The organism is Bacteroides faecichinchillae JCM 17102 (assembly GCF_000614145.1).
Taxonomy (GTDB): domain Bacteria; phylum Bacteroidota; class Bacteroidia; order Bacteroidales; family Bacteroidaceae; genus Bacteroides; species Bacteroides faecichinchillae.
Genome location: NZ_BAKK01000024.1, coordinates 1 through 23,479, shown reverse-complemented (window position 1 = coordinate 23,479; position 23,479 = coordinate 1). Strand labels below are relative to the sequence as shown.

General features: G+C 45.4%; 24 protein-coding genes and 1 pseudogene. 23 read left to right on the top strand and 2 right to left on the bottom strand.

The annotated features are described in order from the left end of the window. Nucleotides 1–147: 147 nt before the first annotated feature. From JCM17102_RS12620 to JCM17102_RS12525, 19 genes and pseudogenes are all read left to right on the top strand, one after another. Nucleotides 148–987: a glycosyltransferase gene (locus tag JCM17102_RS12620; protein WP_139262179.1), complete on the top strand. Its 840-nt coding sequence runs from the start codon at nt 148–150 to the stop codon at nt 985–987. A gap of 1 nt (nt 988) precedes the next feature. Then, nucleotides 989–1,504, top strand: a complete 516-nt coding sequence (locus JCM17102_RS29035; protein WP_025075395.1) for an acyltransferase — start codon at nt 989–991, stop codon at nt 1,502–1,504. Continuing rightward, nucleotides 1,501–2,175, top strand: a complete 675-nt coding sequence (locus JCM17102_RS12610; protein WP_025075394.1) for an acyltransferase — start codon at nt 1,501–1,503, stop codon at nt 2,173–2,175. The genes JCM17102_RS29035 and JCM17102_RS12610 overlap by 4 nt, the downstream gene beginning before the upstream one ends. Next, nucleotides 2,163–2,555, top strand: coding sequence for a hypothetical protein (locus JCM17102_RS12605; RefSeq protein ID WP_025075393.1), 393 nt, complete (start codon nt 2,163–2,165; stop codon nt 2,553–2,555). Before JCM17102_RS12610 ends, JCM17102_RS12605 begins: the two co-directional genes overlap by 13 nt. Further along, on the top strand, nt 2,545–2,688 hold the full coding sequence (locus JCM17102_RS32480; RefSeq protein WP_081800215.1) for a VanZ family protein: 144 nt from the start codon (nt 2,545–2,547) through the stop codon (nt 2,686–2,688). The genes JCM17102_RS12605 and JCM17102_RS32480 overlap by 11 nt, the downstream gene beginning before the upstream one ends. Then, nucleotides 2,675–3,814, top strand: a complete 1,140-nt coding sequence (locus JCM17102_RS12600) for a glycosyltransferase family 4 protein (RefSeq protein ID WP_025075392.1) — start codon at nt 2,675–2,677, stop codon at nt 3,812–3,814. The genes JCM17102_RS32480 and JCM17102_RS12600 overlap by 14 nt, the downstream gene beginning before the upstream one ends. Before the next feature lie 101 nt (nt 3,815–3,915). Beyond that, nucleotides 3,916–5,358, top strand: coding sequence for a hypothetical protein (locus tag JCM17102_RS31715; protein ID WP_245798515.1), 1,443 nt, complete (start codon nt 3,916–3,918; stop codon nt 5,356–5,358). Between the two features lie 10 nt (nt 5,359–5,368). Further along, complete coding sequence (locus tag JCM17102_RS12585; protein WP_025075390.1) at nt 5,369–6,112, top strand: WecB/TagA/CpsF family glycosyltransferase; 744 nt, start codon at nt 5,369–5,371, stop codon at nt 6,110–6,112. Between the two features lie 24 nt (nt 6,113–6,136). Then, nucleotides 6,137–7,225 carry a GDP-mannose 4,6-dehydratase gene (gene gmd, locus JCM17102_RS12580; RefSeq protein ID WP_025075389.1) on the top strand — a complete coding sequence of 363 codons (1,089 nt, stop codon included), beginning with the start codon at nt 6,137–6,139 and terminating at the stop codon, nt 7,223–7,225. A gap of 18 nt (nt 7,226–7,243) precedes the next feature. Next, nucleotides 7,244–7,567, top strand: coding sequence for a hypothetical protein (locus JCM17102_RS12575; RefSeq protein ID WP_025075388.1), 324 nt, complete (start codon nt 7,244–7,246; stop codon nt 7,565–7,567). After that, the gene (locus tag JCM17102_RS12570; RefSeq protein ID WP_033886804.1) at nt 7,564–8,685 is read left to right on the top strand and encodes a hypothetical protein; all 1,122 of its coding nucleotides are present in this window, start codon (nt 7,564–7,566) and stop codon (nt 8,683–8,685) included. The genes JCM17102_RS12575 and JCM17102_RS12570 overlap by 4 nt, the downstream gene beginning before the upstream one ends. A 4-nt stretch (nt 8,686–8,689) precedes the next feature. Continuing rightward, the gene (locus JCM17102_RS12565; RefSeq protein ID WP_025075386.1) at nt 8,690–9,631 is read left to right on the top strand and encodes a GDP-L-fucose synthase family protein; all 942 of its coding nucleotides are present in this window, start codon (nt 8,690–8,692) and stop codon (nt 9,629–9,631) included. Continuing rightward, the gene (locus JCM17102_RS29030) at nt 9,628–10,452 is read left to right on the top strand and encodes a response regulator (protein WP_025075385.1); all 825 of its coding nucleotides are present in this window, start codon (nt 9,628–9,630) and stop codon (nt 10,450–10,452) included. The genes JCM17102_RS12565 and JCM17102_RS29030 overlap by 4 nt, the downstream gene beginning before the upstream one ends. Nucleotides 10,453–10,508: 56 nt before the next feature. After that, on the top strand, nt 10,509–11,897 hold the full coding sequence (locus JCM17102_RS29025) for an FRG domain-containing protein (RefSeq protein ID WP_025075384.1): 1,389 nt from the start codon (nt 10,509–10,511) through the stop codon (nt 11,895–11,897). A gap of 1 nt (nt 11,898) precedes the next feature. After that, nucleotides 11,899–13,233 carry a sugar phosphate nucleotidyltransferase gene (locus tag JCM17102_RS12550; RefSeq protein WP_025075383.1) on the top strand — a complete coding sequence of 445 codons (1,335 nt, stop codon included), beginning with the start codon at nt 11,899–11,901 and terminating at the stop codon, nt 13,231–13,233. A gap of 178 nt (nt 13,234–13,411) precedes the next feature. After that, the gene (locus JCM17102_RS12540; RefSeq protein ID WP_139262180.1) at nt 13,412–14,074 is read left to right on the top strand and encodes a site-specific integrase; all 663 of its coding nucleotides are present in this window, start codon (nt 13,412–13,414) and stop codon (nt 14,072–14,074) included. A gap of 25 nt (nt 14,075–14,099) precedes the next feature. Further along, nucleotides 14,100–14,321: a hypothetical protein gene (locus tag JCM17102_RS12535; protein ID WP_025075381.1), complete on the top strand. Its 222-nt coding sequence runs from the start codon at nt 14,100–14,102 to the stop codon at nt 14,319–14,321. Between the two features lie 232 nt (nt 14,322–14,553). Then, nucleotides 14,554–16,399 (top strand): annotated as a pseudogene (gene glmS / locus JCM17102_RS27515) (glutamine--fructose-6-phosphate transaminase (isomerizing)). After that, nucleotides 16,396–16,581 (top strand): hypothetical protein, encoded by a 186-nt coding sequence (locus tag JCM17102_RS12525; protein WP_025075380.1) that lies wholly within the window; start codon nt 16,396–16,398, stop codon nt 16,579–16,581. Before glmS ends, JCM17102_RS12525 begins: the two are co-directional and overlap by 4 nt. Nucleotides 16,582–16,659: 78 nt before the next feature. Here JCM17102_RS12525 and JCM17102_RS30690 read toward each other — a convergent pair whose 3' ends face one another. Then, nucleotides 16,660–17,154, bottom strand: coding sequence for a hypothetical protein (locus tag JCM17102_RS30690; protein ID WP_159106333.1), 495 nt, complete (start codon nt 17,152–17,154; stop codon nt 16,660–16,662). On the opposite strand from JCM17102_RS30690, the gene JCM17102_RS30685 reads away from it, so the two are divergent. The 4 genes from JCM17102_RS30685 (at nt 17,128) to JCM17102_RS12500 (ending at nt 22,444) form a co-directional block, all read left to right on the top strand. Next, nucleotides 17,128–19,152, top strand: coding sequence for an ATP-binding response regulator (locus JCM17102_RS30685; protein ID WP_306302481.1), 2,025 nt, complete (start codon nt 17,128–17,130; stop codon nt 19,150–19,152). The two genes, JCM17102_RS30690 and JCM17102_RS30685, sit on opposite strands and share 27 nt — an antisense overlap. A 13-nt stretch (nt 19,153–19,165) precedes the next feature. Beyond that, entirely contained in the window at nt 19,166–20,506 is a 1,341-nt protein-coding gene (locus JCM17102_RS12510; RefSeq protein WP_051572908.1) for a sigma-54-dependent transcriptional regulator, read from the top strand. 226 nt (nt 20,507–20,732) lie between these two features. After that, the gene (locus tag JCM17102_RS23660) at nt 20,733–21,362 is read left to right on the top strand and encodes an RteC domain-containing protein (protein WP_033886801.1); all 630 of its coding nucleotides are present in this window, start codon (nt 20,733–20,735) and stop codon (nt 21,360–21,362) included. Between the two features lie 125 nt (nt 21,363–21,487). Then, complete coding sequence (locus tag JCM17102_RS12500) at nt 21,488–22,444, top strand: Abi family protein (RefSeq protein WP_025075377.1); 957 nt, start codon at nt 21,488–21,490, stop codon at nt 22,442–22,444. A 182-nt stretch (nt 22,445–22,626) separates the two neighbouring features. On the opposite strand, the gene JCM17102_RS29750 is transcribed toward JCM17102_RS12500, so the two are convergent. Next, a partial coding sequence (locus JCM17102_RS29750) for a TraM recognition domain-containing protein (protein WP_148302055.1) occupies nt 22,627–23,479 on the bottom strand: 853 nt, incomplete at its 5' end.

Below are 23,479 nucleotides of genomic sequence, written 5' to 3'. Positions count from 1 at the left end.
CGGAATTTGCATGACCAGACGTTTGACTACGCAAAAATTGAAGAACAGTTTGTGTTTACGCCTGACTATCTGGACAAACGTCTGCTGCGGGTTATCCCTAAAGGCGTTGTAAAGGCCATTAAGGAGTTCAAACCAGACATTGTGTTGGTGCCTGAATGCGGGTTGCTGACGTTGATGGTGGTGGCATATCGTGCTTTGAGCAAAGCGCATTGCAGCGTGGTGAGGATGATAGACGATAGTTTTGATATGATTAACGGGCACCATTTCAGTAAGAAACATGAGTGGGCGGAGAAGATACTGATACCGCGCTTTGACAATGTGATTAACGTGGATTCACACACAACTGCCTTCTTCCAACAGAAATATGCCAAAGGAATCTATTTCCCGATTATAGCGGATGAGGTCAAGGCTCGTGAGCGCTACCAGCGTATCCTACCTCTTAGCGAGAAACTGGTTCGTCAATATGGCTTAGAAGGGAAGAAGATAGTGCTGTTTGTGGGGAGATTGGTTGCGGTGAAGAATACCCCTACCTTAATCAAGGTTTTTCGCAGCATAGCCGGGGAAGATTACAGGCTCGTGCTGGTAGGAGATGGTGTTTGCCGGGAGGAGCTTAGAGCGTTGTGTAAAGAGGATGTCAGAATTATACCAGTGGGCAGATATGAGGGAGATGAGCTGTTTGCATGGTACAATTTGGCTCAGGTGTTCTGTTTGCCCAGTTTGCAGGAGCCATTTGGCGCGGTAACAAATGAAGCCTTGCTTGGAGGTTGCTGGTGTTTAATCTCAGAGAAGGCTGGCAGTCAATGCCTCATCAGCAATGGAGAGAATGGTATGGTCTTTGATCCGAAAGATGAGCGAGAATTGAAGAAATTACTTGTTGAAGCACTGGAAATGCAAAAACCGCTGTCGCTTCCTCTCAGGCTGCGAAAGAACAACATGAAGATTACTTTCAAAAACGAAATAAGAAGAGTTGTAGAAAATATAAGTTAGTATGAATAGATTATTGTTTTATCTGTTCCGTTGGTATGCTGTAACAATCAAGCTAATTAGTCAAAGAAGTTATGATAAATGGATTGTGAGGGCTCATCAGAAGGCAGGTGTTGTCTTTAAGGGTTTTCCTGAGTATATAGACGCTCATTCGCATCTGGATGCTTCTGGCGGTTTAACGCTGATGAAGGGGGTAGTTATTTCTACTAATGTGATAATCCTTACTCACGATTGGTCGTTTCTAAGAGGATTGATAGCTATTGACAAGGTGAACGAATGTATCCCCGCTTTTCATGACCTGGCTTATCAGAGTGTCAGTATAGGTGAAAACAGCTTTATTGGTGCAGGTGTAGTGATACTGCCAGGTACAAAGATAGGTAAGTTGTGTATTATCGGTGCAGGGGCTGTGGTGAAAGGGGAGATACCGGACTATTCGGTAGTGGTGGGAAATCCTTGCAAGATTATCAATGATACGCGAAATTATGGAGATAAAATTTTTAGAAGAAAAATGGAATTATGAATCTCTATGTGAAATATCTGTTGTCACTGCCAAAGTCGGTGTGGTTTAATTTCCGACACTTGCCTTTGCGGCAGGCGGTGAAGCTGCCGTTTTATGTCCGCTATGGAACACGCATTAGCGTTAAAGGACGAATAATGATTGAAGATGTTAATCATATAGGTATGGCTATGATTGTCATTGGGTCTCATGAAGCCGATGTCTCTGACCCTAAGCATACCACTTGCCTAACGGTGGAAAGAGGCGGAGAATTGGTATTTCAGCACTCTGCACACATCGGATTGGGGACGAAGATTTTCGTCAAGCATGGGGCGAGGATGTATTTGGGTGATAATTTTGCCGTGAGTGCCAACTCGGAGTTCGTTTGCTACAAAAGTATGGTGATGGGTCGCGATATTCAGTTTGCTTGGAACTGTTTGGTGATGGATAGCGATACCCATTCCATTTATGGCTGTAATGATGCAAAAAAGAAGATCAATCCTGACAAAGAAGTAAGAATAGATGATAAGGTGTGGATTGGTTGTAGAGTGACTATCCTAAAAGGAACTCACTTACCGAGTAATTGTGTTGTGGGAGCAACCAGTTTTGTATCAGGGAGCAAGTTTGAACCCAATAGTCTGATTGTCGGCTCACCGGCTAAATCTGTCAAACATATTTCGGGATGGGAGCTTTAAGCGAATTATTGTTTGACCGACTGAATGTAGCAGATTTTTTGATGGTCAGTGGGATTACATTGCTATTTGTTGGTTTGTTCTTGGAATTGACTAAATTGATAAATGGAAGGTTAATGAGAAATTGGCTGCTGATTGCATTCCTGTTTTATTATGTTGTGATAGTGCTTTGTTATACGGTCTTCTGCCGCAAAATGGGTAACCTTACTCAGTTTCGTCCGATACCGTTTTACAATTTATTCGATGGAACACCTATTAGCCAATTCGTATATGAGGGACTTCTGAATATGGTAATGTTCATTCCGATGGGAATAGGAGCAGCTTTGATAAAATGGAACAAATGGCACATAATGTGGAGCATTAATTCTATCCATGAGTATTGAAATGATGCAATGGTTTCTAAAATGCGGATGTTGTGAGATGAATGATGTGATTAATAATGGCATAGGCTGTGCTATTGGATTGGGATTGGCACAGTGTTTTCGATACAATTATTATTCCAATGACAAATACTGACAAACGCAAAATCCTATTTATAACTCCCCTGCCGCCGCCAGTGCATGGCTCATCGATGGTGAGTCAAAGCATCAAGGAGAGTAGCGTGCTGAACAATGCGTTTGAGATGGACTTTGTGAATCTTTCCACTTCGCGAAAGATGGAGGAGATTGACAAGAGGTCATGGGCACTGTATGCACGCAAGGCGGTGAGGTTCATAGGGGCTTATGCAAAGACGTGCTGGCTATTGGCATCGCACAGGTATGACCTGTGTTATTTAGCCATCACTTGTCATGGGGTGGGATTCCTGAAGGATGCGCCTTTTGTGCTGCTGTGCAAGTTGTTCGGTAGGAAGGTGGTGATTCATCAGCATAACAAGGGAATGGTGAAGGATGTGGATAGGCCCATATACCGATGGCTACTGCCGATGGTCTATCGAAACACGAAGGTTATCTTGCTGTCGTGGAGACTGTATGCTGACATTGAGAAGGTGGTGCGGAGGGAGCAAGTAATGATATGCCCCAATGGGATTCCCGATACGAACCGCTCAAAGACTTCTGTGGAAAGACACAATGATGTGCCGCATATTTTGTTCTTGTCTAACCTGATAGTATCTAAGGGTGTGTTGGTACTGCTCGATGCGCTGAAGATTCTGAAAGAAAAGGGATACCGATTCGTTTGCGACTTTGTGGGAGGAGAGACAAAAGAACTGAATGGTAGGAGATTTATCCAGGAAATTGAGACAAGAAGATTAGAAGGTATAGCTGTGTATCATGGCAGGAAATATGGCAAAGACAAAGAGGACTTTTTGCAAATGGCAGACATGCTCGTTTTTCCGACGTATTATTTCAATGAATGTTTCCCATTGGTAATACTGGAGGCTATGATGTACGGACTGCCTGTAATCTCGACCGATGAGGGCGGAATAAAGGATGAGGTGAAGGACGGTCAGAACGGATTTGTAGTGAAACCGCAGGATGCCGTTGCTCTTGCCGATGCCATCCAACGATTGCTGGATGATAAGGATGCAAGGCATACAATGGGAGTAGAAGGTAGACGGATGTTCAAGGAACGGTTTACAATGGAGTGCTTTGAAAATAACATAAAAGGTATTTTGAATGACAGCATTGCTGGCAATAACAAATAGCTTATGAACAAGATTTTAATATACGCTATGGGAGGAACCCCGCCGAAGCACTTCGTGAATTGGATTCATATAAGGAATAGCCTAATAAATCTAGACATATAATGTACGATTTTTGGAACGATAATTATGAATGGTTATTATCAGGCATAGTCCCAACCTTGATAACGGCAATCTTTGGTTTAATAAAATATAAGAAGAACAAAAGGAACAAGAATGTCCCTCAAGAAAAGATCATCCAAACTAATACTATTTATGCCAATAACAATTCAGGCCATATAATTAACAACAATCACCAGAATATCAATATTGGAGATACGAAGAATACAGCTGAAAGGAGATATAAGAATGCCGTTGAAATAGTAAAGGATGAATTGTTAGATAATTACCTTAATTTATGTGTGTTGATAAATGGAATAGAAGAACGGGTTCCTCAGAAATTCTGGGATGTGCGTAAACCCAATGAATCGGAAGATACATTTCAGGAACGGGCAAGAAACTTTCATAAGGAGTATCAAACAGGAGTCTTTCAGCTGATCCAGACTTTTAAATTAAAAGAGGAGATATACAACATATCCAAACATGACTTGTCTTTTAATAGCAACCATGCAAACTGCATAAAAAACATATACTATTGGCAAAAAGATGTGTATGACACGCTTAATAGTTTCTCATCCAGTTTATCGCACTACCTATCTCTAAATTTCCGAGATTACGAACTCTATTTGAAAAACAAATCGCTCTATGAGGATAAGGTGCTTACATCCAAAATATCACTGCTGCAATCTATAAGAGAATTCATACACATATATCCCGGGGAGGAAGACTGCTTATTCATCCATATCAGCGAATTGGGATTTGCCCATATAACAGCAGGTATGGACATAAACATTAAAAATCTAAATATTGAATTGAATGAGTTATATACGAAAAGGTCGGATATATTAAAAAAGGATATACCAACGCCTCTCAGAACGTTAGAAATAGAACGGATTATTAGAGACCCTTATTTAATATTGTTACGAAAAAGCGTAGGATTGACAGAAGAATTAACCACAGCGGAATATAATGCGTTGCTGAATAAAGAAACACAAACAGAGGTAACAGATCCCCAAAAGTTAATATCACTTGCAATAGCTTCATACACAGAATCTGATGGAAGAGGGGCAATCTATTATTACAGAAAAGCTTTGGATTGCATAGAGCTCCCCTTGAATATCAAGGTCTTTATAGAACAATCATTATTAAGATTAATGAATCCCGACATCTATGAGGGTGGAATTGGGCTGATAATTTTAGAAATTCAAGATAATAGCGTGTTATTTGATAGATTGAGTATTGGTGATGTCATTTACAAAATCAATGGAAAAATCCTTTTAGAACCATCTGACATTTCATCTACAATGGCATGTACCAGTAAGGAAGATAACATGTTGTTAGACGTATTTACGAAAAAACAAAAAAGATTATCAATATCACTTCCTGGAAGAACACATTTGGAATGTATAGTTAGTCAATCCGTAATGCTAAACTCATTTTTTATATAAACATGATCATATGAATACATATTTCAACATCCGTTACGAGTTTGACAAGAAACTCGTGTGGAATCGTATTGCCTTGCAGGTAAAAGAGGGAAACCCTGACTATATCTGCGTGGCTGACGGGGTGATACTGAACATCGCCAACCGCAAGCCGGAATACCTGAAAGTGATTAACGGTGGAATGTTCTCTATCTGCGACAGCGGATATGTGCCGCTCTACCTGAAATGGATTTATGGCATGAGGTATGAGCAATACTGTGGAGCGCAGATATTCAATGATATTGTCAGTTCACAGAAGTACCGAATGATGTTTATGGGGACTTCGCAACGGACTCTGGATGGGCTGAAGAATTCCATTAAGGTATGGAATCCAGATGTACTTACGATGATATTCTATGAATTGCCATTTTGCAATGTGGATGAGTTTGATTATGAAGATATAGCACGGCGTGTGGAGGAATCAGAGGCGGACATCATTTGGGTGGTTCTGGGTGCCCCGAAGCAGGAGATATTCATGTCTAAGCTCAAACCGCATCTGAAACGTGGGGTGATGATTGCAGTAGGAGCTGCATTCAAGTTCTATAGCGGTACGGATGAGAAACGTGCGCCGCAGTGGATGGTGAAGGTCCATCTGGAATGGGTGTATCGCATTTTGTGCAGTCCGAGAAAACAATTGAAGCGGTGTTCAATGATTCTTTTGACCTTGCCACGGTTACTGATGGAAGAAATGAGAAGGAAGCACCATAAAAAAGTATGAAAACCCTATTAACACAATATACAGATGAAGAAAGCATTGATTACTGGAGTGACGGGACAGGACGGCTCGTTTCTCGCTGAGTTTCTTTTAGAGAAAGGTTATGATGTGCACGGCACTATCCGACGTTCATCGGTGGATTTCCGTGAACGTATCGCTCATTTGGAGGGACTGCCAAACTTCCACCTGCATTACGCTGATTTGGGCGATTCGATGAGCATCCTGCAAGTGGTGAAGAAGGTGAAGCCCGATGAAATCTACAACCTTGCAGCACAAAGCCATGTGCAGGTGTCGTTTGACTCGCCTGAGTTTACGGCCGATGTGGATGCTACGGGTGTACTGCGTATCTTGGAGGCAGTCAGGCAATGTGATTTGACGGAGACATGCCGTATTTACCAGGCTTCTACCTCTGAGCTGTATGGTAAGGTGGAGGAGGTGCCGCAGAATGAGAAGACTCCGTTTCATCCCTATTCGCCCTATGCAGTGGCAAAGCAGTACGGTTTTTGGATTGTGAAGGAATACCGTGAGGCATACAATATGTTTTGCTGCTCGGGTATATTGTTCAACCATGAGAGTGAACGCCGCGGAGAGACTTTTGTGACGAGAAAGATTACGCTCGCCGCCGCACGCATCGCACAGGGCAAACAGGAGAAACTGTATCTCGGCAACCTGTCATCGCTGCGTGACTGGGGCTATGCCAAGGACTATGTGGAGTGTATGTGGCTGATTCTTCAGAACGATAAGCCTGAGGATTTTGTTATCGCTACGGGTGAACAACACTCAGTGCGTGAGTTCTGCCAATTGGCATTCCGCTATGCAGGCATTGAACTGCGCTTTGAGGGCGAAGGTGAGGACGAGAAGGGCATCGACTGCAAGACGGGCAAGGTGCTTGTAGAGGTATCCCCCGACTTCTATCGCCCAACCGATGTGGTGAACCTGTGGGGTGATCCATCGAAGGCGAGAAAGGAACTGGGCTGGAATCCCCAGAAGACTTCGTTTGAGCAGTTAGTGAAAATCATGGTGGATGCCGACATGGCAAAGGTAGCTGTGGAACGTGCATCGGAACATGTGCGGATGAACCTTGCGGAATATCTGGAGAAAGGAATCGTGAAATGATCGACAAAAATTACGGTTATGCAAGAAATAAGAATTACAATATCTGATCTGCCGGAAGAGGACAAAATTGCACTGTCTAAACTTGTTTCCGATAATTGTAGAATTGAGGAAACCAAGGGTGCAGGCGGAGGAATAAACGAAATAATAACCATATTCGCAGAAAATCCCATCTTGTGTGGAATAGCAGCGAATCTTCTCACGGAGATTGTAAAGGCCATCTCAAAGGAGTCATGGAATAGGATTAAAATTTCCGTCAAAATGTACGATGGCTCAAGTTTTATCAATCTTGGAAAGGCGAAGTTCTTACAACTGATGAAGAAATACTTTGAGATAGAGGTATGAACAGGCTTTATTCGATGGCTCAGGCATTTGTGGACAAATACAATGCTGAATATAATTACAATCTCCGGCTCCGGCGTTTCTCTGAAAACGGTTTCTGTTTGCCTTATATAAACACCGAAAACATCTATATTGACAAATCGCTTCATATATGGCTGGCTTTTTATTATTTCGGCACTCCCAATCTTTTCCTCTATTACCGATTGTTGAAAGGTATGTTGGATTTCAACAATGCAGATGGAGCGTCAACGATATTGGGTTTGATTAAGGCAGAATACGAATCATCCTCCGATAGATTTCACTATCTGTTATCGCAAAATCCTGAATGGATTCCAGCCCAGGTCATGGCGATGACTTTACATGAACTGGCTCACCATAGGTTTAGAAATGACAGAAGTTCATATCAACTGTTCGTGAACGATGTAAAACAATTTCTTCAAAACAGATCATTTAATATATCCAAAGATTATGTACCGAATGCGGATTTCAAGGCAATAGGGATAAATTTTGACGAAATACGAGGTCTCGCAGAAGAAGCTTATGATGCAATCATTGAAGACGATTTGGAGAATGAGGGCTTTTTGGAAGAGTTGGCCGCTGACAGTTTCGTGTTTAATCATTTCAGCCAGTCCTTAAGTGGCTGCGGAGTGAATCAGGCGATTGCCTCATCAATGGCTCTGACAGGCAGTTGTGTGTTCTTCTTAGAATATGCAAATAGAATCAACAAGCTATTTTTCACACCGATCAACGAGGATAAAAAAGAACGAGTCAAACATAACCTTATAGCAACAATTGTAGATTCGGTCAACAGCCGAATAAGAGCCATCTATCAGGATTTTCACATTAACAACTTTTTCGCATCTGAAAATATTGATGATGATTCCAGAATGTTATACAGTACATTAGTGGGTGTTCCACTGTATGATTTTAATGAATCATTGGATGTGGAATTTATGAAATCGTTGCAGCCTTTCCAAGATATTCTGAATGAAGGAGGGCAGATTGAGTTTGATGAGAATAAGCTAAAACTTGTTCGGCAAGTAGTTGACACATTCGAAAATACAATTATTCGATCGATATTAAACGAACTTGATAAAAAATCAACATTTACTATTCGCTAAAGAAATGGAGAAAAACGCAAAAATCTATGTGGCAGGGCATCTCGGAATGGTAGGTTCTGCCATCATGCGTGAACTGCAACGTCAGGGATATACGAATATCATCACACGCACACATAAAGAGCTGGACTTGACTCGTCAGGAAACCGTGGAACGCTTCTTTGCCAAAGAAAAGCCCGAATATGTATTCCTCGCCGCAGCAAAGGTGGGCGGTATCATCGCCAACCAATCGGCATTGGCAGACTTCATGTACGAGAACATGATACTGGAAATGAATGTCATCCACTCGGCATGGCGCAATGGTTGCAGGAAGCTGGAGTTTCTCGGTTCATCGTGCATATACCCGCGTATGGCGCCCCAGCCGATGCCTGAAAACTGCCTGCTTACCTCCGAGCTGGAAAAGACCAACGAGGCATACGCATTGGCGAAGATTTCCGGATTGAAATACTGCGAGTTCCTGAACCGACAGTACGGTACGGACTACATCAGCGTGATGCCCACCAACCTGTACGGACCGAACGACAACTATCATCCTGAACACAGCCATGTGCTTCCGGCTCTTATCCGACGATTCCATGAGGCAAAAGAGTCCGGGGTAAAGAGCGTGACCTGCTGGGGCGACGGCAGTCCGCTGCGCGAGTTCCTGTATGTCGATGACCTCGCCAATCTCTGTGTGTTCCTGATGAACAACTACAGCGGAAACGAGACCGTCAACGCCGGAACCGGCAAGGAGCATACAATCAAGGCACTCACAGAACTTGTCGCCTCCATCATCGGATATGAAGGCGAGATACTCTGGGACAGTACCCGTCCCAACGGGACTCCTCGCAAACTACTCGATGTCAGCAAAGCCACCAACCTCGGCTGGACTTACAAGACTGAACTTGCCGACGGCATCCGCCTCGCCTACGACGACTTCCTTCATAATCCTATGAGGGCTGAGCGATGAGCAATGTAATATTATTCATACTTTGTCTCTTCACATCGGGAATCAATCAATGTGCCAATCAGGAACAAAATGATGTTACGCTTCAGTATCAACAATTTATCCGTGAGGATGCCAAGGAACATAGATTATTCCTTGAAAGGTCCTTCGATAAAATGATTCTCATTATTTCCGCTGGCACGTTCATATTCGGTGCAGTCATAGCATGGATGAATTGGCGGACAAAAGATGATATCTCAAAGGCCGTTGAAAAGCGATGTGATGCTCAAATTGATAGCTTGTTAGGAATCCACATTAAGAAACTTCAAAAGGATCTTGAAGCAAAAAATGAAGTGCTTACAACAAGAATAAAAGAGGTTGACCGATTGATTATGGAACTATCGGTAAGACTGTCTGAGAGGCGTCCAACAGGTACAAGTAACAGTCCTTTGAAAGACCAATCATATAATAGTCCCGTCTCTTTAAATAAGGTTTTGTGGGTGGATGATAAGCCAAGGAATAACGACAATATTGTAAATATGTTGTCCGAAAGTGGTGCTACGTTCGATAGAGTAAGGACCACAGCAGAAGCTCAAAAGAAACTTTCTGAAAATAATTACGCTTTGATAATATCCGATATGAGAAGAGGAGATTCTCCGGATGAAGGTCTAAAACTATTAAGAATCAGGAACAAGAACTATCCTTCAACACCGTTGGTGATATACTCTTCATCCAAATCATTGGATGGGTATCGCGAAGACGCAGAAAACGAGGGGGCAGAACTTGTAACCACAAAAATAACAGAATTATTAGGCTATATTCAGCCTGGGTTTGATAAAGCATAATAGCATTTTATACTTTCAGATTAAGACATAATTTATTCAAAAAGGGCATGTAAATTATGAGAAGAAACACTATTGCTATATCGGGAACTATAGGCGTAGAGAAACACGAGATAATAGGAAGGCTGATGGATGAGGTTGCGCTGAACCTAAAATACCCTGTGTCAACCACCTCAAGAGCACCTCGTGTTGGAGAGCTGAATGGTATAAACTACAACTTCATAACTCCAGATGAATTTAGGAGAAAGATATTGGATGAAAGTTTTGTCGAGTATGAAGAGGTTTTCAAAGACCATTTTTATGGGACTGAAATAAGTGAATTTGAAAAGCCAGACAATAATTTTATCTTTGAAATCACACCGGAAAAGATGAATTGCATCAAACAACGTTTCGGTGCTTCTATCCTTACTATCTTTATCAGTCCTATATCTCTTGAGAAACTCCGTGAGCGGCTGAGTTTGCGTGAAGCAGACTCAAATACAGAAATAGAATCTCGTATAATAAAAGCGAAACAAGATTTATCGTATGCAAAGTACTCCGATTTAGTCATATACAATCCATTAGATGGCAGCAAAAAATATATTGATGAGATATTAAATGCGGCACACGATTTCCTTTTCAAGGATAATTCTGTTATTCTTGAAGATGAGATAGAAGGTATAAATGTAATTGGAAAAACAATTCTGGAAATAGAAAAACTGGCTCAGTTCAGTGCGGAAGGAAAGTATCTGTTCCGTGGTGTTACGGCATTGTTCAAATGCAAGGATACACGAGAACATCAGGGTCAGCGTATCTCACCTGATGCCCATACTATTTCATCTGGCTATCTGATTCGTCTGGTAGAAAATGATAATCTTACCGATGAAGCCGCCATATCATATCTGATGTTGCTATTGACAGAGGCAAGGCGGCAGTTCCCATCCCAGTATGTAGGAAGCGATCTTGAAGTCTTATCCGACATCCAACATAACGGAGGAGCTACATGTCTTATTGATTTTAGCAAGAACATCCTTACTTCGCTATGGTTTGCATGTCAAGATAATTTCGACAAAACCGGATTCCTATATATTATGGATATTCAAAAAGCATTAGGCAAAGGAACATTAGTAGAAATAGAATACGATGAAGACAGAAGTATAGATACATTGCTAAAAGAATTACAAGGCAGAGATTTACAAAACTCATCACCTCATTTCTACCTTTGGTATCCCAAAGCTATAAACAATCGTATAGTGAGACAGGATAGCGTTTTTATATTGGGGCTGAACACTATGGTTGCGGATAATGATGCCATCAAGGTTATTCCAATACATGTAACGGCGAAGAAAAAAATCAAAAATGCGCTTGAACAGTACTTTAACATATCGGAATCCACCATATATAATGATCCTGTAGGTTTTGCTATGGCGAATGCAAAATTAAAACCTATACATAATAAAACCATATAGAATGAAAATCATATTATTATCCGGAGGCTCGGGCAAACGCCTATGGCCTCTTTCCAATGATGCCCGCTCCAAGCAGTTCCTGCGGTTGCTGACCGCACCCGACGGCTCGAAAGAGTCGATGATACAGAGGGTTGTGCGTCAGATTAAATCTACGAGACTTACCGACGATATAGTAATCGCCACCGGATTAAACCAAAAAGATTCAATAGAGAATCAGCTCGGCGATTCCATAAGCGTGGTGACGGAACCGTGCAGACGTGACACATTTCCGGCAATTATGCTCGCCTGTGCATATCTTGCCGACCAAAGCACTGTGATGGACGAGCCGGTGATAGTCATGCCTTGCGATTCCTATACTGACAGCGGCTATTTTACGGCTCTCGCAAAGATGGCTGACGCTGTAAGCGACGGCGTTGCCGATATGGTGCTGATGGGCATACAGCCCACATATCCTTCAGCAAAATACGGCTATATCGTGCCTGAATCCCCATGCGACGGAGGCAATGCCGTGGCAGTAAGACGTTTCACGGAGAAACCGGATGTGGCTACTGCCGAGAAGCTCATTGAAGAAGGAGCATTATGGAACGGCGGAGTATTTGCCTTCCGGCTCGGGTATCTTATGGATATTGTCAACAATGTGAGACAAGGTGCAGGGTTCAACTCTTTGAGGGCTGACTATGCCAATCTGCCAAAAATCAGTTTCGACTACGCTGTGGTTGAGAAGGCCGCCTCGGTAGCGGTCGTGCCATATTCCGGCCAGTGGAAAGACCTCGGCACATGGAACACCCTCACCGATGAGCTTGGCAGCCATGCCTACGGCAATGTCCATGAGGAAGCTACCGACGGCACATATATCATCAATGAGCTGGAGATACCTGTGGTCTGCATCGGTACGAAAGAGCTTGTTGTCGCAGCCTCTCCCGACGGCATACTCGTATCAGAATTAAAACTGAGCGAGAACCTCAAGCACATAGTGGACGGCATCGGCAAGCGTCCGATGTACGAGGAAAGGCGATGGGGAGAGTACAAGGTAATCGACTATGTGGAATTTCCCGACGGTTTCTGCGCCCTGACCAAACAACTCACGTTGCGTCCCGGCTGTTCCATCAGCTACCAAAAGCATAACTGCCGTAAAGAAATTTGGACTTTCATCAACGGCGAGGGAGAGATTGTGCTTGACGGAGAACGCAAGCCGGTGAAGCGTGGAGATGTCATAACCATTCCCCAAGGGATGCTTCATGCACTTCGGGCAAACACCCCACTCACTTTCATCGAGGTGCAGCAAGGCTCGAACCTTGTGGAGGAAGATATAGAGCGGTTTGACTACCATTGGTAATGCCTGTCCTGATTGCATATCCACTGTTTGATGCCCAAATCAATCACGGGATTGGGTCGGGTTTCGGAATAAAAACCGAATTCATCATTGTCCAGATAGATATTTCTGTTCTTATTGTTTACCAAATTACTTAGCATCAAATAATTAAGCCCAAAGCAAGAACCTCAATGGTACGGATATGCTTCTATCAAGGATGGCTCATTCGTTTGTTTCGGGATACAACACATACCTTACCGAACGGGTGTCAATGGCTACCGCCTCATCCTATCTGCGTGTATTGCATATCGTTTTGAAACGCGCAGAGAAAGAAAACTTGATGCCAAAGGTCTTCTATTGGCCATCGGATATAAAGACGACAGTATTGCGAAACAGCCCGAAATCCGAAACAAATGTATTGGATATCAAAACAATCCGCCGTATTGAACAGATAGACCTGTCATACGATGAATCGCTTGAGTTCGCACGTGATGTGTTCATGTTCGGTTTTTACGCGCAGGGCATGGAGTTTATTGATGTGGCCAACCTCAGAATATCCAATCTTGAAGGCAATGTGCTGACCTATAGACGTCGGCTCAAAGGCAACGAAAGGAATGTAATACTTGGAGAGAAGGCACTCGCTATCATAGACAAATATTTCAGGGATGGCAACGAATATATGTTTCCGATTCTAAAAGGCAGATGGCTGTACTCATACCCGGTAGCCAAAGCAAGAGTCATGGTGCCTCTAAGAAAAATCGGACAGATACTGAATCTGCCTTGTAAACTGACTTTTGGCATGAACATATACTCATGGCACTCAATCATAAGGACAACCAATATAACAGAACTATTCATAACTTAATGACTAATCTAACTTACAACGGATTATGGGGGCACCATCACACTTTGACCACGCAGAAGCAGAAGACTGTAGCATTTATCAGGTAACAATAACAGACACAGAGGGAGAGAAAGAGATTCTGCATCATCTTTCACCCGATTATGACAAACTCAATATGATGCTATTCAAAGGAATGATACGCTCTTTTGAAGTTGAATTGGACTACAGTCGAAATCCAACAGATAGATTCTTCTGTTCTCAAAACTGACACAAACAAACTGATTGCAAACATTAACATACAACAGCTTCATTATAAGCCCATCACAACAAATATTTCATAGACTCTAATTTACGCAAACTTCCATATTAGAATTACTCAGATTATAGAATCTGAAATAATCCCATTTCTCAGGAGTGGATAGGACATACTTATGCAGATGTCTATTCTCTCCTTTTTATTTAAAAATCAAATTTTAGTATGAACGCCAAAATCAAGAAAAATGTGCGGAATAGTAGGATATATAGGCAAAAGGGATGCCTATGATGTTTTGATACAGGGACTCCACCGATTGGAATATAGGGGTTATGACAGTGCAGGGATAGCCTTAGGAAGAGCGGACGGCTCGATGAGCGTGTACAAGTCAAGGGGAAAGGTCGCAGACTTGGAAGCGAGTGTGGCAGGAAAAGATATTGAGGGGACAATCGGCATCGCCCATACCCGTTGGGCGACGCATGGCGAACCTAATGATGTCAACGCCCATCCCCATGTTTCGCAAAGTAAGGCCATTGCCTTGGTACATAACGGCACCATCGAGAACTACGCCGTTTTGAAGAAAGCCATTGAACAGCACGGTTACAAGTTTGTCAGTGAGACGGACACGGATGTGTTGGTACAGCTGATCGACTATGTGAAACAAACCAACGGTTGCACTCTTTTTGATGCCGTAAAAGAAGCATTGAGACAGGTGGAGGGAGCATACGCCATCGCAGTAATGGAGAAAGGCAAGCCCGACATGCTTGTTGCTGCAAGGAAGAGCAGCCCGCTTGTCATCGGCATTGGCAAAGGAGAAACCTTTATCGCTTCGGATGCCACGCCGATAGTGGGATATACCGACAAGGTGGTGTATTTGAAGGACAATGAGATAGCCTTGGTCAAACGTGCAGGACGGTGGAGATAGAGTCGCTAACCGACGGAAGTCCCTCGAAGCTCGACATCAAGACGCTGAGGATGAGTGTGGAACAGTTGAAGAAAGGCGGATATGATACTTTCATGTTGAAGGAGATATTCGAGCAGCCCGAAACGCTGACTGACTGCATACGCGGGCGTATCACCGATGACTGCCGTAGGATAGTGCTGTCGGGCGTCATCGAGAACAAGGAACGGTTCGTGCACGCCAACCGCATTGTGATTGTGGCTTGCGGCACTTCGTGGCACGCCGCCTGATAGGCAAGCGCGTGATACAGGAGATGTGCGGGATTTCGGTGGAGGTGGAATATGCCTCAGAATTCCGCTACAGCAGTCCGTTTATCACGAAAGACGATGTGGTGATAGCCATCTCACAGTCGGGTGAGACGGCAGACACGCTCGCCGCCATACAGTTGGCGAGGAGCAAGGGGGCTTTTGTCTATGGTATCTGCAACGTGGTGGGTGCCTCTATACCAAGAAGCACTGACTCCGGGACTTACATCCATGTGGGACCTGAGATAGGAGTGGCTTCCACGAAGGCGTTTACGGGACAGGTGACGGTGCTGACGCTGCTTGCCCTCTGCGTGGGGCAGATGCGTGGCACGGTGGAAGAGGCAACCGTAGAGCGGATTGCACAGGAACTGAAGAACATGCCCATCTATATAAAAGAGGTGTTGAGGCTTGATGACCAAATCAAGAACCTCTCGAAGATATACACCTACGCTCGCAACTTCCTCTATCTCGGCCGAGGCTACAACTACCCCACCGCTCTTGAAGGTGCACTGAAGCTGAAGGAGATATCCTATATCCATGCGGAGGGTTATCCCGCTGCGGAAATGAAGCATGGGCCGATTGCTCTTGTGGATAGCGAGATGCCCACCGTGGTCATCGCTCCCACCGACTCGCTGTATGACAAGATCATCAGTAATGTTAGACAGGTGAAGGCTCGTGGCGGTACGGTGGTCGCCATCATCACCAAGGGCAACGATGCGATAAAGGAGATCGCCGACCATTGCCTTGAAGTGCCCGACGTGCCCGAATGTCTTACCCCTCTCGTTGTTTCCGTCCCCTTGCAGTTGCTGGCCTACTACATTGCCATCAATAAGGACAGGAATGTTGACCAGCCAAGAAACCTTGCCAAATCAGTTACCGTAGAATGAATAGAATCTTGTCTTTAGCTTTTACTATCCTCGTTGCTCTGTGCATAGAGGTAGTCATGGTGATGCTCATAGCCCATTGGTGGGGAGTGACAGCTGCCGTGATTTTTGTTGCCATTGAAAGTGTGTTTGTCCTGTGGATGGTTTACGAAATCAGGCGTGCATGTGATGAAACAGAGAAATGACATGTATGCCTGCCAAAACAACGTAGATAAAACACTGAATTGGAAGAAAATATTCGATTTTGATATTTTTGGGGAGGTTTATACTATAAATATATGTTTCAAAAGCAAAAAAATAAGTAACTTTGCAGCCCAAAATTGAAAGGGAAAGACATAGATGAAGATAAAATATGACCACAAGCCCCCACAAAGGTTGTACATGAAGATCTTTGTGGGGTATTTTTGTTGATAGGGCTGGTGCTGACTGCGGCAGCCCTTGTCTATATAGAATATCGCAACATAGAGTGTGCCGTACAGGAAGAAGAACAGACGGCGGAACGTTGGAAACAGGCAAACAGGACGTTTGAAACAATGTTCGACCTCGCCATGTTTGAACTGCATACCTTTACGGCAGACAAGGAAGGATATGAGGAATATGAAAGGAAGAACCTTGCCGCACAACAGATGCTTGATTCCCTGAAACGGCTTTATCCGGAAGAGAAACAATTGGAACGTATTGACTCGGCCAAATCCATACTGGCCGAAAAAAGCCTGCAGGTGCTCTGCCTGATGGGGACTTTCAAAGACCTTGCCCATACAGACAGCCTTATAGAGTGCCAGATTCGGGAAATGACCCTCGTTGAGCAAAAAGCCATACGGGAATTGAAAAAGGATTCGGAACAGAAGAAAGGCTCGTGGATAGGACGCCTCTTCAAGAAAAAGAACAGGAAGCAGGAGCCCGTTGAACAAGCAGCGGAGTCGAGGACACAAGCCGTTGGCAGACTGACAAAATTAAGGGAAGAAATCAGCGAAAGGAATGAGAGCTTACGTTCTCGGATGGAAATGCAGACGGACAGTCTACGCCTCCGTAACGAGTACCTGAACAAGAATTTCGCCCGACTGATGCACGAGTTCCAGCAGGCATCCACCGAACAGCGTGTCGCAGAAATGGAAGAGATGCTTTCCATGCGCCGGCATTCGTTCTCCTATATCGCAGGATTGACCTTGTTCGGGATGCTGCTCAGTTTTGTGCTTTACAGTATTATCCATAGGGACATTCGCAGGCGTTATAGGGAAAGACTGAAGCTGATAGTCCTGAACGAGGAAAAACAGGAAATGCTGGAACAGAAGGAAAGGTGCATGATGACCATGAGTCACGAGTTGCGTTCTCCCTTGTCTGCCGTAATGGGATATGCGGAACTGTTGCCGGATATATCGTGTGAAGGCGAGGTCAACCAAATAAAACAGAATATACAACAAGCTGGGGAACGGATGCAGAGCCTGCTCAATACACTGCTTTCCTATTATCGGCTGACGGCTGGGAAAGTCAGGGTCAATCCGGTATTGTTCTCTCCGCAATCTATCGAACGGACATTGGGAGGACTCTTTTCTGTTGCCGCAGAAGAAAAGGGACTTTCCCTGCATACGGAATATGTGGGCGACGGATTGGCCGTCGTTTCAGGCGACCGGGAACGTATCCTGCAAATCGGGCAGAACCTTCTGTCCAATGCCATCAAGTTTACCGATGAGGGGTGTGTCACCTTGTCTGTGAGATTTGAGGACGGTATGATGACTATGGAAGTCGGCGATACGGGACCCGGAATGACCGACGAAGAAAAGAAGCGTGCTTTTGAGCCTTTTGCACGATTGGCAAATGCTGACGTTCAGGAAGGATTCGGGCTGGGACTTAACATCACGAAGGAACTGACCGAAATGCTTGGCGGACAACTTGAAGTGGACAGCAAAAAAGGTGAGGGAACCACATTCAGGATTACATTGCCGCTTCCGTCAGCAAGCGGGATCAAGGAAGACATACCGGAGTTGAGAACAACGGACTTGCCGAAAAACCTGCGTGTCATTGCCGTGGATGATGACAAGGTGATACTGAACCTTATCCAGCAACAGATGGAGTATGCCGGTGTGCATTGCGACATTTGCAGAAATCCATCTGAGATGGTAGAGCGATTGCGTGAGGGACATTACGACCTGCTGCTGACGGACATCAGGATGCCCGGCATGAACGGTTACGAGCTGCTGGAACTGCTGAGGAATTCCAATGTGGGCAATTCTAAGGAAGTCCCCGTTCTGGTCATTACCGCCCATGTGCCCCGAAAGAAAGAGGAACTGATGGAAGCCGGATTTGACGGCTGCCTGTACAAGCCTTTCGCAAGGGAGGAACTCTACGCCGCAGTAAATGCAGCATTGGAAAGAGGAAAAGAGCGAAACGGTCATGAGGAGGAAACCGATGAGATTGACTTCTCTCCATTATTGGTAAAAGAAGAAGACGGAAAGGAAATGTTGCACATCTTGCGCAAACAGACCCAAAGGGACATGGAAGTCCTTGCGGACATCGTGCGAAGGCAGGACATGGATGCCTTGACTGATATGGTACATCATCTGTTACCGGTTTGGACGATGCTGAGGATTGACGATTGTCTGCTGGAATTGAGAAGAATTTATAAGAGGGAGGATGCTGAATGGACAGAAATCGAGAAAGTGACAGACAAGATACAAGTGCAGGGTAAAAGACTGGCAGAGCTGGCTGGCAGAAAGGAGGAGGCATATGGAGAAGAACCGACGTCAAGCCGAGAGTAGAAGCCAAGCTTGCTTGGATTATGCCGAGACACGAAGGAGGAAGACAGATGCCAAAGGTAAGATACTGATTATTGAGGACAATGCCCCATACGCCCGCTATCTGGGCAACTGGCTGCGTCCCCACGGATATGAGGTAGAGACTGCTTGCCATAGTGCCTCTGCCAAGAAGATGCTGGGCGGCGAGAATACGTATGTATGCGTGCTGGCAGACATCCGTCTGCCGGATGGTGACGGTGTGGAGATTCTGGCATGGATGCGTAAGCGTGGAATCGCCATTCCCTATATCGTGATGACACAGAATGAGGATGTGACATCGGCGGTGAAGGCGATGAAGCTGGGAGCGAAAGACTATCTGCCCAAGAAAATGATAGACGAGCATAGCCTGCTCAAAACCATACAAGATGCCATTGGCGAGACGAAACGCAGGAAGGCGGTCATCTACAAACGCAACAGCCATGCCTATACGGTCATGATGAAGAAGGTGAAGATGGTTTCAGCCATTTCCATCAGCGTGCTGATAACGGGTGAGAATGGCAGTGGAAAGGAGCATGTGGCGCAGGCCATCCATGAGCACGGCAACCGTTCTTCCAAGCCATTCATCGCTGTGGATTGTGGAACCCTCCCCAAGGAGTTGTCGGCATCCGCCCTGTTCGGACACAAGAGGGGAGCGTTTACGGGAGCCACAGAGGACAAGGTCGGCTTCTTCGGTCAGGCCAATGGCGGTACGCTCTTTCTGGACGAGATAGGCAATCTGTCCATGGAGGCGCAAGTGATGTTGCTGCGTGCCTTGCAGGAGCAGACCTACCGTCCCGTGGGTAGCGAGCGTGATGAGCACTGCAACGTGCGTGTCATTGCTGCCACCAATGAGGACTTGAAGAAGGCGATAGAGGAAGGTCCTTTCCGTCAGGATTTGTATTATCGTCTGAATGAGTTTGACATCCACCTGCCGCCCTTGCGTGATTGTCCCGATGACATTCTGCCTCTGGCGGAGTTCTTCAAGGAATCCTTCCACGAGGAGACGGAATGCGAGGCAGGCGGTTTTACGGAAGAGACCAAAAGGCTGTTGCTATCCTACAGTTGGCCGGGCAATGTGCGTGAGTTGCGCAACTGTATCAGGAAAGCCGTGCTGATGGCGGATGGTGGAGAAATCACCCCCGATTTGCTGGAACTGGACGTGTCCTTGAAGAACCAGAACAATCCCTTGACGTTGAAGAACGGTTGGGAGGAGCGTCAGCGCATCTTGGCGGCTTTGGAACGGGCAAGATGGAACAAGAGCAAAGCGGCGGAACTGCTGGGCATCAGCCGTCCGACGCTCTATGAGAAGATAGAAAAGTACGACTTGGGAAAGCTCTAAAATGGTGAGAAATGTAATACGGGAGGTGTAAGGCCAACTTACGGAATGTAAGGAAACCTTACACCTCTTTTTGTTCACTTCGGAAATGATGATTTTTATTTATTGATGATAATCAGTTGGTTATGCTCGCTATGTCAGCATTTGGCATCCATTGGCACTTGATTTGACACAATATAGAGTGTGATCACGTAAACAATCAAGTGTCAAACTCATAACAACAAACAGCATGAAAGAATACTCCATACTGACAAAGACAGATTTCTTCGGAATACTCAACGGGGAAACGGAGCTGGCAAGCGCATGTATCCACCAGGCATACCATGATTTCGTGGAACACATCATCGAGTGCTGCATGGGCAGGCGTGCGGTGGACAACGTACATGTCGCTCTGGCATTCGCCGAGATAGAACTGCGCTTCCTGATAGACATCGTTGAGGAAGAGATGCGCATCCATGCCAAGAAGGCGATTGCCTTCATCCGCAAGATGATGCAGCTCGCCAGCCAACACCACACCGAAGTGCCACCACTGATATCCAACATCCATCCAACCAATATTACTGCCGCCAAAAGCGAAACGCCAAAGTCCCTGCAATGGACGGGCAACACCCTCGACCTCGTGGAACTGATTTACGGGCTGAGCGAGATGGGCTGCATTGACAACGGAGAGACCCCTCTGAAGGTGCTCGCCCCTGCCCTCTACGAGTTCTTCGGGCTCGACACCAAGGAGTGCTACCGCTACTATTCTGCCATCAAACTGCGCAAGAATCCCAGCCGTACCTATTTCATCGACAAGATGCAGAAGAAACTCAATGAGAAGATTCGACGGGATGAGGAATTGGAGCGGATGAGGCGGTAAACGGGACTGCTCATGGGATAAAAATGCACGGAAATATTGTCCATATTGTAAAATATGAATAGCAAAAAGTCCTGAAATACAAGAAAATGTAGTACCTTTGCAGAAATTTTTGCATTCATCGCTGTATGGAAATATTCAACAAACCGCCACTGACCTATGAAAAGCAGGTGGAACTGCTGATTTCGCGAGGTCTGATAGTAACTGACAGGAAGCGTGCCGAAAGGCATCTCGCCAATATCAGTTACTATCGTCTCAGTGCGTACATGCTGCCATACAAGAAAAAGGAGAACGGTATTATTATTGATACCTTCAAGGAAGGTACGACGTGGGATGACATTTACGACCTGTATGTGTTCGACCGCAAACTGCGCCTGTTGGTATTTGATGCCATAGAACGGCTGGAGGTGGCCATCCGCACGCAGATTATTTATCAGCTCAGCCATAAGTATGGTTCGCATTGGCAAGACAATGCCCATATCTTCATTCCTCCGAGAGAAGTTACGTTGAGGGACGGCAGGAAAATCACCATTGACGTATATCGGGAAATTCAAAGCCATATCAAGGAGCAGTTGCACAGCAACAGGGCAGAGGTGTTTATCCAGCATTACCACAACAAATACGACACGCCGGAGAATCCACCTTCATGGATGAGTGTGGAGATCATGTACTTCAACCACCTGTCGAAGATATGCACAGGCTTGAAGAACCGTGCCGACATCAACGGCATCGCCTCCTATTTTGCCCTGCCTCCCAAGACCTTCTGCTCGTGGTTGCACACGATGAACTATGTGCGTAATATCTGCGCCCACCATTCACGCCTGTGGAACCGTGACCTGAATATCGTCCCAGAGAAACTATCGTTTTCAAAACGTCTGGTATGGATAAGCAACCCGGACACGGCAAAGAGGAGCAAGAACTACTACTTCTTCTGCATGATCAATTATATGTTGCAGGTGGCCAATCCGACCTCCCAGTTCAAAACCAAGTTGAAGGAACTGCTCGAAGAGTATAAAAACGTCATTTCACTTGACTCAATGGGCTTTCCAAAAGGCTGGGAAGAGGAAAAAATGTGGAAAGATTGAAAAATAACGGAGAAAAAGTATGGCGGTTTCAAGAAAAAGCCGTACCTTTGCACCGTCAAAACATAGAAAGTTTCAAAAACTAAAAGATAATAAGCCCTCCAGGCGAGCCGCAAGGCAGCATACTTGGAGGGCGTTCTTCATTTTAGGCGGTAGCGGAATCTTTGTCCACTACCGCCTTTTTCTTACTTGCTTTGCAGCAGATGCTTCAGGCTTTCATCGCTGGCGATGCGCTCCAGCTCGTCCTTTACAATCTGCTTCACCTCGTCCTTGATGCGGTTGTAGTTTTCCTGCACCTTCTCCTTCATGCAGTCGTTGCCGTGCTCGTCCGTGAAGTCCGTGATGACGGGAATGGGCTTGTAGGCCTTCGTTTCGGCGGCGACCTTTGCGTTGTCCACCACAATCTCCGCATGGAATATCTTCTGCTCGATGCGCTCATCGAAGTTGTCGCTGACCGCACCCACGAACATGCCCTGCGTGAGGCCGGAAATCTTGCTGGGCGGAATGAGCGAGTCCATCTGTGTGTTGATGGAGGTGGAAACGTCCTGACGGTTGATGGAGATGGACTGCCGTTTCTGCAACACCTTGCCGAAACGCTCCGAAAGCGTCTTGGCGGTCTCGCCCACCACCTGCCCGGAGAAGATGTTGCCGACGGTGTTCATCACCACCTTTGCCTCCTTGTCGCCATAGTCACGCACCAGCTGCGAGAAATCCTGAAAGCCCAGACACACCGCCACCTTGTTGCTGCGTGCCGTGGCGATGAGGTTGTCCAGTCCCTTGAAGTAGATGGTGGGCAGCTCGTCGATGATGACCGACGATTTCAGCATCCCCTTCTTGTTGATGAGTTTCACGATGCGGGAGTTGTAGAGGCCGAGGGCCGCCCCGTAGATGTTCTGTCGGTCGGGATTGTTGCCCACGCAGAGAATCTTCGGTTCTTCGGGGTTGTTGATGTCGAGCGTGAACTCGCTGTCCGACATCACCCAGTAGAGCTGTGGCGAAATCATGCGTGAGAGCGGAATCTTCGCGCTGGCAATCTGT

Excerpts from the sequence above, each read along its gene's own strand:
- JCM17102_RS30685 (WP_306302481.1), top strand. The coding sequence starts at position 17,128 with ATGGGGACTTTCAAAGACCTTGCCCATACAGACAGCCTTATAGAGTGC.
- JCM17102_RS12610 (WP_025075394.1), top strand. The coding sequence starts at position 1,501 with ATGAATCTCTATGTGAAATATCTGTTGTCACTGCCAAAGTCGGTGTGG.
- JCM17102_RS12570 (WP_033886804.1), top strand. The coding sequence starts at position 7,564 with ATGAACAGGCTTTATTCGATGGCTCAGGCATTTGTGGACAAATACAAT.
- JCM17102_RS30690 (WP_159106333.1), bottom strand. The coding sequence starts at position 17,154 with ATGGGCAAGGTCTTTGAAAGTCCCCATCAGGCAGAGCACCTGCAGGCT.
- JCM17102_RS12500 (WP_025075377.1), top strand. The coding sequence starts at position 21,488 with ATGGAAATATTCAACAAACCGCCACTGACCTATGAAAAGCAGGTGGAA.
- JCM17102_RS23660 (WP_033886801.1), top strand. The coding sequence starts at position 20,733 with ATGAAAGAATACTCCATACTGACAAAGACAGATTTCTTCGGAATACTC.
- gmd (WP_025075389.1), top strand. The coding sequence starts at position 6,137 with ATGAAGAAAGCATTGATTACTGGAGTGACGGGACAGGACGGCTCGTTT.
- JCM17102_RS12605 (WP_025075393.1), top strand. The coding sequence starts at position 2,163 with ATGGGAGCTTTAAGCGAATTATTGTTTGACCGACTGAATGTAGCAGAT.
- JCM17102_RS12565 (WP_025075386.1), top strand. The coding sequence starts at position 8,690 with ATGGAGAAAAACGCAAAAATCTATGTGGCAGGGCATCTCGGAATGGTA.
- JCM17102_RS12575 (WP_025075388.1), top strand. The coding sequence starts at position 7,244 with ATGCAAGAAATAAGAATTACAATATCTGATCTGCCGGAAGAGGACAAA.
- JCM17102_RS29025 (WP_025075384.1), top strand. The coding sequence starts at position 10,509 with ATGAGAAGAAACACTATTGCTATATCGGGAACTATAGGCGTAGAGAAA.
- JCM17102_RS12550 (WP_025075383.1), top strand. The coding sequence starts at position 11,899 with ATGAAAATCATATTATTATCCGGAGGCTCGGGCAAACGCCTATGGCCT.
- JCM17102_RS12525 (WP_025075380.1), top strand. The coding sequence starts at position 16,396 with ATGAATAGAATCTTGTCTTTAGCTTTTACTATCCTCGTTGCTCTGTGC.
- JCM17102_RS12585 (WP_025075390.1), top strand. The coding sequence starts at position 5,369 with ATGAATACATATTTCAACATCCGTTACGAGTTTGACAAGAAACTCGTG.
- JCM17102_RS32480 (WP_081800215.1), top strand. The coding sequence starts at position 2,545 with ATGAGTATTGAAATGATGCAATGGTTTCTAAAATGCGGATGTTGTGAG.
- JCM17102_RS29030 (WP_025075385.1), top strand. The coding sequence starts at position 9,628 with ATGAGCAATGTAATATTATTCATACTTTGTCTCTTCACATCGGGAATC.
- JCM17102_RS12540 (WP_139262180.1), top strand. The coding sequence starts at position 13,412 with ATGCTTCTATCAAGGATGGCTCATTCGTTTGTTTCGGGATACAACACA.
- JCM17102_RS31715 (WP_245798515.1), top strand. The coding sequence starts at position 3,916 with ATGTACGATTTTTGGAACGATAATTATGAATGGTTATTATCAGGCATA.
- JCM17102_RS29035 (WP_025075395.1), top strand. The coding sequence starts at position 989 with ATGAATAGATTATTGTTTTATCTGTTCCGTTGGTATGCTGTAACAATC.
- JCM17102_RS12535 (WP_025075381.1), top strand. The coding sequence starts at position 14,100 with ATGGGGGCACCATCACACTTTGACCACGCAGAAGCAGAAGACTGTAGC.
- JCM17102_RS12600 (WP_025075392.1), top strand. The coding sequence starts at position 2,675 with ATGACAAATACTGACAAACGCAAAATCCTATTTATAACTCCCCTGCCG.